Raw genomic sequence first — 6,672 nt, 5'->3', positions numbered from 1 at the left:
CCGGATGATGCCGCCGGCGCCGACTTGGCTTCTGGATTTCCATCGAAAGTGTCCACCATCGTTTTAAGGGGACACGATCTTCGCGGTCTGGCGCGTCAATTTACAGATGGGTTTGCCGGGCGCTTACAAAAAATTCGCGCCGTAAGCGCCCATCGGAAAATTGCTCTGATAGACCGCGAAAGGATCTTGCCTGGACTTAGATGTTGCCAATCTGACGTATGGCGTGGCTAGCCGCCACCATGCCGAATACGGAGGTGACGCAGACGCTGGAGCCGAACCCGGCGCAGTTCAGGCCGGTGGGCGAAGGGGTTGCGCAATTACCCTGGATTTCAGGATAGCGTAGCGGCTCGTCGGAATAGACTGCTGTAACCCCAAGTTTTCCCTGGCGTGGAAAGCCGTGATGGCGGCGAAGTGCGGAGCGTACCTTGGCGAGCAGAGGGTCCTGGATGGTGTGCGCGAGGTCGGCGATCCGCACGCGGGTCGGATCAATCTGGCCGCCTGCCGCCCCGGCCATAACCAGAGCTTGCCCGTGCTGGCGGCAGAAGCTGGCGATGGCGATTTTCACCCGGGCCTGGTCAATGGCGTCGACGACGATCTCAAAGCCACCGCCGAGCAGTTGTGAGACGTTTTCCTCGGTGACGAAGTCCTCAATGACGCTGACCTCGCAGTCGGGGTTGATGGCGGCGATACGTTCGGCCATCGCGTTGACCTTGGCTTTGCCGTAAATCTCGTCGAGTGCGTGTATCTGGCGATTGGTGTTCGACTCGGCAACCATGTCGAGATCAATCAGCGTCAGCCGGCCGACGCTTGTTCTGGCCAGCGCCTCGGCACACCATGAGCCGACGCCGCCGATACCGATGACGCAGACGTGCGCTTGCTGCAAACGGCGGTAAGCGGTCTCGCCATAGAGTCGGGCAACGCCGGAGAAACGGCGTTCAATGTCGGGAGCGATCATCAGCGTTCAATGGTTTTGCGGATCACGGCATTGAACGGCGCGATCCATTCCGGTGCGAACTGTTTGTCGCAGGCGTTGATTTCGGCGATCGCTCGCAGCACCGAGCGATTTTTGCCCCGGTGGATGTGTTTGAGCATTACCGCTTCGAAAGCATCGACGATGGCGAGGATCTTGGCGCCGGGGCAGATGCTTTCGCTGTTCAATCCTTGTGGATAGCCGGCGCCATCCGGCATTTCGTGGTGCTGGGCAACGATTTCGGCGGCGGCTTCCCAGCCTGCCATGCGTTGCAGCAGGCCGGCTGCGTAGCCCGGGTGGTTGCGCAGCTGGGCCTTGTCCGTTTCGCTCAACTTGCCGACCTTGAGCCAGTTTTCCTCAGGCAACAGCATCATGCCGATATCGTGCATGTAAACCGCGGCCTCCAGTTGCAGTGGGTCAATCGGATTGCCCGCTGTGCGGTTGGTTTCCAGCGCCAGTCGCAGTATCCGCATCGTTCTCCCCTTGAACAGGGGAGAGCGGCTCTCGAACTGGGTTGCCAGCGAGCGAAAGAAATGCAGGTCATTGCTGACATTGGCGTGCTCGGACTTGGGGATGGCGGTTTTCGGTGACTTGCCGCTCATGCTGCTGATCACCGGCGGAAAACCGGTGACCGCTTCGACCAGTTCGGCGCAATCTGCGTCCACGCGCTCGCTGGTGGCGCGGGATATCTTTTCCAGGCCTTCTACCAGATCGAGCAGGCGCAGATTTTCCAGGGGCTTGCGGTTGAGCACCGCGTCAGTCGCCAGTTCCAGGCGGTCGATCGCCAATAGTATGGTTTCGGCGAGCAGATCCGAAAAGGCGATTTCACCCTCGCGGAAGCGAGACATCATCGATTCGATCGGATGGGCGATGGCGATGCCCAGTTCAAACTTGCACAACGCCGCGTCACCCTTGATGTTATGGATCGCGCGGAAGAGGTCGGCGGTGAGCTCGCGGTCACCCTGTGATTTTTTCAGGCGGGCCACATCGCGCTCAACCTCCGGCGCCCGGTCGGTGAGTGCGTCGGCAAACTCTTCCAGTGCTTCGCGGTCGTGTACCGTCGGCGAAATAACTGCGCGAACATCCATTTCAGGGCTCCCTATGCCAGCACCAATCGATCGCTCGAGTTTAACAAAGGGCTGTCCAGATAGGGAGATGAAGGCGCTGATTGGCCTTGACTGCCCCGTGGCTGCCCCCTAAGATTTCGCGCTTCGCCTCGAGAAAACGCATCGTGACCCTGGAACAGCTTTATGCCCTGATCGGGCCCGACATGAAAGCCGTCGACGCGGTGATCCGGGAGCGTCTTTACTCCGATGTCGTGTTGGTGCGTCAGGTGGCCGAATACATCATCAATAGTGGTGGCAAGCGCATGCGGCCGGCGCTGGTGCTGTTGGCCGCTGGTGCGATGGGTTATCAGGGAGCGCGTCACCACGAACTCGCTGCCGTCGTCGAGTTCATCCATACGGCGACCTTGCTGCACGACGATGTTGTCGATGAATCCGAGTTGCGGCGCGGTCGGCAAACCGCCAATGCTGCGTTTGGCAATGCGGCCAGCGTGCTGGTCGGCGATTTCCTCTATTCGCGCGCCTTCCAGATGATGGTTGCAGTCGACAACATGCGCGTGATGCAGGTTCTTTCCGATGCGACCAACATCATCGCCGAGGGCGAGGTGTTGCAGCTGATGAATTGTCACGATGCCGATGTCGATGAAGAGCGCTACATGCAGGTCATCCACTACAAGACGGCCAAATTGTTCGAGGCCGCTGCCCGCCTCGGCGGGATCATCGGTGGTGCTGAGCCTGCCCTCGAAGCTGCTCTGGCCACTTACGGCATGCACCTGGGGACGGCTTTTCAATTGGTGGATGATGTGCTCGACTATTCCGGCCAGGAAGCGGATACCGGCAAGCATCTCGGCGACGATCTTGCCGAAGGTAAACCGACCCTCCCCCTGATCCATGCGATGCAGCACGGCACCCCGGAACACGCTGCCTGTGTCCGCCGGGCGATTGAGGAAGGCGGCCGCGATGCCTTCCCGGAAGTGCTGCTGGCAATCCAGCAGAGTGGCGCTCTGAAACATACCCGGGCCCGGGCAGCAAAGGAGGCAGAGCAAGCCAGAGCAGCAATTTCGCTGTTGGGGGATTCTCTTTATAAAAAAGCTCTGCTAGAATTGACCTTCTTAGCTGTTGAGCGAAATCACTAGGTTTCGCCAAGCACATCGGAGTGTAGCTCAGCCTGGTAGAGCACTGCGTTCGGGACGCAGGGGTCGCATGTTCGAATCATGTCACTCCGACCAAATTTACAAAAAAGCCCTGAGAAATCAGGGCTTTTTTGTTGCTGCCGTGGTTTGGCGCAGTCAAGCTACAATTTCCCGCCAACGAAATAGGGGCAGGGCTGGCGTTCCGGATTCAGCAGATGGCGGTTGAACTCGTTCTCGAGTGAGGGCGCCGTTTCATCGAGCAGGAAGGCGCGGAATTTGGCGGCGGCGGGCATCAGGCGCTTGGCGCTCATGTTGACCACGTACCAGGTGCGCTCAATCGGCGTGCCCACCACGTCGAGCAGGCACAGGGCGTCGGTCTTCAGCTCCAGCGGCAGCGTGTGCAGCGACAGCAGGCTGATGCCCATGCCGGCCATCACCGCCTGCTTGATGGTTTCGTTGCTGCCCATGCTGATCGTCCGCGCCGGGGTGAACAGGTGATTCTTGAACATTTCCTCGGCAACACGTCGTGAGCCCGAGCCTTCCTCGCGCAACAGGAAGGTTTCGTGCCGCAGTTCGTGCATCTCGAACCGGCGGGCGTCGCGCAGCGGGTGGTCGGCCGGGGCGATCAGAACGTAGGGATGGCAGGCCATCGGCTCGCCATGAGCATCGATTTCCTGCGGAATGCGGCCCATGATCGCCAGATCGATCGCGTTGTCCTGCAGTTTCTGCAGCAGCGCCTGGCGGTTGCCGACGCTGAACTGGACATCGACACCGGGGTGTTCCTGGGCGAACTTGGCGAGCAGGCGCGGCATGAAGTACTTGGCCGTGCTGACCAGACCGACCGAAATCTGGCCGCTTTCGGCACCCCCCAGGGCCTGCAGGCTGGCCTCGGCATCCTTGATCTCGCCGAGGATGCGCAGCGCATGGTGTACCAGCAGTTCCCCGGCACCGGTCAGGGCGACGCCACGTCCCATGCGCTCGAACAGCGGCAGGCCGACGTTGTCTTCAAGCTGCTTCAACTGCATCGAGACCGCTGGCGGCGTCAGGTGCAGTTCCTCGGCGGCGCGGGCATAGCTGAGGTGGCGAGCGGCGACGACGAAGATTTGTAGTTGGCGCAGGGTCAGGTTGCGAACGAAGTTCATGTTTTTCTGAACCGTTTCAGTGAAATATTCGGAATCGCTTAACTCTAGGCGTCGCATGGATCGGCGTCAACGGGTCAGGTTCAGATAGATCATCGGTAACTGTTCGGGTAACTGCTCGATCCGGTCAAGGACCCGCCAGCGATGACCAAAGATTCTTGTCGCGTAGGCGTCCGCTTCGGGGTCGAGGCTCAGGCAGAAACAGTCAATGCCTTCCGCAGCGAGTTCGGAGACTGCCTTGCGGGTATCGGCAAGCAGATAGTCGGGGTCGCTGACGTCGATATCGGCCGGTTCGCCGTCGGTCAGCACGAGGAGGACGCGTTTTTCGCTGCGCCTGGCGGCAAGCATGCGGCCGCCGTGGCGCAGGGCTGCTCCCATGCGCGTCGACCACCCGGCCTCGACGGCCGCCAGGCGCGCCTTGACCGCGTCGTCCCAGGTTTCCGAGAAGCCCTTGATGTGGTGGTAACGGACCTCGTGCCGGGTGTTCGAGTGGAAGCCGGCGATGGCGCAGGTGTCGCCGAGCTGGTCGATCGCCCAGGCGAGCAGCGCGACTGCCTCGCGTGCGGTGTCGAGCACGCTCTGCCCGCTGCCGGGCAGGCTGGCGTTGAGCGATTGCGAGAGGTCGAGCAGCAGGAGCACGCTGATATCGCGGCCGGCAGTGCGATGGCTGATCTCGATGCGTGCCTCTGGCAACTGCCCGCTTTGCCAGTCGACCAGGGCAGCGACGGCGATATCGAGGTCGAGTTCGCTGCCGTTTTCGCGGTAACGCTCCCTGACCCTGGCCTGTGGCTTGACCAAGTCGAGCAGGCGCTTGAGGCGGCGAGCGAGTACCGCATGCCGGGCAAGCAGTGCATCAATGTCGGCGGCGCGGCCGGCCGGGTGCAGGGCTTCATAGACTGCCGTCCAGTCCGGTCTGTAGGTCTGGCCGGCATCGTCCCATTCCGGATAGTGGCGGGGCGGCAGGCCGCTGGCTTCGGGACTGGCGGCGCGCGGCGGCGGAGTGAAGGACTCTTCCTCGTCGCCGGCCTCGATGAAGGTCCACAGATGGCGGTTATCGTCGCGGTAGTCGACCTCGGTGTCGGCGAAATGGACGCGCGCGTACTGATCGCTCGGCAGGCGGCTACGCGCGGCGTAGCTGAGCGCTAGTTCGGCCATCGCCCGGGTCGAGGCCTCGCTCCCGTTCAGTTGCGCGGTGAAGCGCTCGGCGAACTCGTCGATCAGTCGGTCTGGATCGTCGTAATCGCGGTCGATGCAGGCGCGCGACAGGCGGGTCAGACGATGGCGCAAGGTGTTGTCGCGCGCCGGGTCGCAAGCGCCGACTGGCGGAATCGGATGCAGCGCCAGCAAGACCCGGCGCAAGCCGGGATAGCGGCGGATGATCAGCGCATCGATGCGGGCATCCTCGAAGGTCTCTACGCTCAGGCGCTGCAGCGGGCTCCAGTTGTCGGCAACGAGCGGGGTGCTCCAGCGCCGGTGGCCGCTCAGGTGGGCGAGCATCGCCCGATAGCGGTTGCTGCCAGAGATGCCGGCGTGCACGTCGAGGACATCCGGCAGGCGCATGCCGTCGGCGGCCAGATAGGGCTGCTGGCGTTGTTCGACGAAAGCGGTCGAGTAGGGGACGAGCAGGCTGTCGTCCTGCCACAGGCTTTGCTGGCTGAGGACGAGGCGGCGCTCGACGTCGGCGAACAGCGTGCCGGCGCGTTGCTGCTGGAGCAGGGCGCGACTTTCCGGCGAGCGCAGCGCGAAATACTCGCGCAGTCGCTCCGGGTGATCGCCGTTCAGGCGGATGCCGTGTTCGAGCCAGCGCCGGACGCCAGCCAGCGAGACCAGAGCGAGGAGCTGTGGTGCGACGCGCAGGAATTCGGGCAACGCCGGACTGGCGTGGGTGACCTGGTGGCCGTGGATGGAACCTGAGGTGCGCTCGGCGAGGTCGCGTACCAGGCGCAGGTAGTGCTCGAGGGCAAGCGCGCTGCGCAGGCGTTCGGCGACGCCACCCAGGGTCTGCAGGAGCGGTGTCAGCGCCGGGCCGTTGGGCGATTTCTGCAACCGGCGGATGCTGTCCTGCAGTAGCGGCAAGGCATCGTCCTGCGCAATGCTGGCGACGACGCGCGGCCAGCCTTCGAGGAAGGCGAGTTGTGGTTCGGCGCCCCGGCCTAGTTTGCCGAGTTGGCGGGCAGTTTCAAGAAAGGCGGGAAGTGCGTCGTCGGTGAGTGCTTGCTTTGCTGCTGCATAGCATTCGTCGAAGACATCGGCGACACTGGCAAAGCCGCAGTCGAGTGCCGCCCAGGCGGCCTGCGATTCGGGATTGGCCATCAGCCGCTGGCGGGCGTCGGCAACTTGGCGGATGCCGGGAACGACCATGGCGT

5 protein-coding genes and 1 tRNA gene are annotated in these 6,672 nt (G+C 62.6%); 2 read left to right on the top strand and 4 right to left on the bottom strand.

Annotated elements, in window-relative coordinates; translation table 11 throughout:
• Positions 1 to 196: 196 nt before the first annotated feature.
• Both ACE3OV_RS17595 and ACE3OV_RS17590 read right to left on the bottom strand, forming a co-directional pair.
• On the bottom strand, positions 197 to 955 hold the full coding sequence (locus ACE3OV_RS17595; protein WP_374328799.1) for a ThiF family adenylyltransferase: 759 nt from the start codon (positions 953 to 955) through the stop codon (positions 197 to 199).
• Positions 955 to 2,058, bottom strand: a complete 1,104-nt coding sequence (locus tag ACE3OV_RS17590; RefSeq protein ID WP_374328798.1) for an HD-GYP domain-containing protein — start codon at positions 2,056 to 2,058, stop codon at positions 955 to 957. The genes ACE3OV_RS17595 and ACE3OV_RS17590 overlap by 1 nt, the downstream gene beginning before the upstream one ends.
• Positions 2,059 to 2,201: 143 nt before the next feature.
• On the opposite strand from ACE3OV_RS17590, the gene ispB reads away from it, so the two are divergent.
• Together ispB and ACE3OV_RS17580 are read left to right on the top strand one after the other, a co-directional pair.
• Positions 2,202 to 3,170: an octaprenyl diphosphate synthase gene (gene ispB / locus ACE3OV_RS17585; protein ID WP_374328797.1), complete on the top strand. Its 969-nt coding sequence runs from the start codon at positions 2,202 to 2,204 to the stop codon at positions 3,168 to 3,170.
• 16 nt (positions 3,171 to 3,186) lie between these two features.
• A tRNA-Pro gene (locus tag ACE3OV_RS17580) sits at positions 3,187 to 3,263 on the top strand.
• 65 nt (positions 3,264 to 3,328) lie between these two features.
• On the opposite strand, the gene ACE3OV_RS17575 is transcribed toward ACE3OV_RS17580, so the two are convergent.
• Positions 3,329 to 4,309: a LysR family transcriptional regulator gene (locus ACE3OV_RS17575; RefSeq protein ID WP_374328796.1), complete on the bottom strand. Its 981-nt coding sequence runs from the start codon at positions 4,307 to 4,309 to the stop codon at positions 3,329 to 3,331.
• Positions 4,310 to 4,375: 66 nt separating this feature from the next.
• Positions 4,376 to 6,667 (bottom strand): nitric oxide reductase activation protein NorD, encoded by a 2,292-nt coding sequence (locus tag ACE3OV_RS17570; RefSeq protein WP_374328795.1) that lies wholly within the window; start codon positions 6,665 to 6,667, stop codon positions 4,376 to 4,378.
• Positions 6,668 to 6,672 lie beyond the last annotated feature (5 nt).

Origin of the sequence: Azonexus sp., from assembly GCF_041909095.1 — a bacterium.
Taxonomy (GTDB): domain Bacteria; phylum Pseudomonadota; class Gammaproteobacteria; order Burkholderiales; family Rhodocyclaceae; genus Azonexus.
This window is presented reverse-complemented; position numbering and strand designations above follow the sequence as displayed.